At 36.2% G+C, this 1,319-nt stretch carries 2 protein-coding genes and 1 pseudogene; 2 read left to right on the top strand and 1 reads right to left on the bottom strand.

All coding sequences use genetic code 11. The features are described from left to right. Positions 1-287, bottom strand: a 287-nt coding sequence (locus tag PX482_RS22015; RefSeq protein WP_288123013.1) for a DUF4347 domain-containing protein, incomplete at its 3' end; no start/stop codon positions are given. A gap of 254 nt (positions 288-541) precedes the next feature. Here PX482_RS22015 and PX482_RS22010 point away from each other — a divergent pair. Both PX482_RS22010 and PX482_RS22005 read left to right on the top strand, forming a co-directional pair. Then, positions 542-787 (top strand): hypothetical protein, encoded by a 246-nt coding sequence (locus PX482_RS22010; protein WP_288097268.1) that lies wholly within the window; start codon positions 542-544, stop codon positions 785-787. Between the two features lie 99 nt (positions 788-886). Then, positions 887-1,120, top strand: a pseudogene (locus PX482_RS22005) (PIN domain-containing protein); the annotation flags it as partial. Positions 1,121-1,319 lie beyond the last annotated feature (199 nt).

Raw genomic sequence — 1,319 nt, 5'->3', positions numbered from 1 at the left:
TAATAGAGGTGAATGGTGGTAATCTGGGGATTTTGTTGTAAAAAAGCGGATATTTGTTCGATTCCGTCTTCGTTGGGAGAGAGAATAACCGTGGCGACTTCTGGAATTACCCCAGCTTGGAGACTTTGATAATCGGTAACACCAGCATCGAGGAAAACTACAGTAGCGGTTAAACGCTGATTTCTCGCACTATCCACCTGATTAGCTTGAACAAAGCCATCAGATTGAGCAAAATTGAACAAAACATCGTCAACAGCAGGAAAGCTCGGCAAGAGGGTAGAAGTCATGACATTGACCGCAAAGGATGACTTCGACTATTTTATGCAAAGAATCCCGAATTTTTCAAGGTTTCTATAACAAAAATTTACAGAAAACGGGTTTCTCAAAGAAACCCGTTTTCTCAGTTATTGCGAAGATGCGATCGCTAACGTCAAAGCGAGGCAGTTATTTGCTTAATTTTAGAGGTTTGCTGGCCAATTAGCATTTTTTGTGATAGATTGTAACCATAGTAACTTTTTATACTTAATTGTCAGTAATAATCATGAATGCTACAGCAATACGTCAACAAATAATTGAATCATTAGCTAATCTTTCTGGCGAACAATTATTGCAAATTAGAGAGTTAATCGAGCAAAATTTTTTGCCTCAAATTAAACCTAAATCAGAAGAAGAAAGACAACAGTTAATTAAATCATTACAAGGTAAATATGCTCATGCACCCACCAGTAGTGAAGATTTTGCCCAACAAAAACAAGCAGAAATTGATTGGGAGGAGCGTAATAAGTAGTCGTGCAAAATAAATTTCCTAGTGAAGATAGGCAAAAGGCAAAAGGCAAGAGGCAAGAGGTGGTTAGATATGTGTAATTAATTTTGCTTAGGTACTTAGATGAATATCATTTTAGATGCTTGTGCTGTAATTGCTTTTGTTCGTAATGAAACAGGAGCGGATCTTGTCAGAGAAACCATCACTAATCAAAATAATAACAAAATGATTCATGTTGTTAATCTTTGCGAAGTTTACTATAATTTTTATCGCGATATAGGAGAATCAGAAACAGAAAAACTAATTCAAGAATTAAGTGATATTAACATAAAAACTCGCTTTGATTTAAGTAGCAAGTTTTGGCGACAAGTAAGCCAATATAAGGCACTAATTAAGCGCATTTCTTTAGCTGATTGTGGCTCTTCGGTAATTGTTATGCAATGGACGGGGGTTATAAGGGATGGAACCCTTATAGAGAAAGGCATTTAGCGATTTTTGTCAATTGTTTTTGCTCTAGAGCGAACTAATCAATTAAGTCTCTTGCCAGATAAGGATT

Origin of the sequence: Microcystis sp. M53602_WE12 (assembly GCF_030065455.1) — a bacterium.
Taxonomy (GTDB): Bacteria; Cyanobacteriota; Cyanobacteriia; order Cyanobacteriales; family Microcystaceae; genus Microcystis; species Microcystis aeruginosa.
Note: the sequence above shows the minus strand (reverse complement) of the source record. Positions and strands in the feature narration are given on the sequence as shown.

Bases quoted from the DNA above. Each gene is read 5' to 3' on its own strand.
- PX482_RS22010 (WP_288097268.1), top strand. From the start codon at position 542: ATGAATGCTACAGCAATACGTCAACAAATAATTGAATCATTAGCTAAT.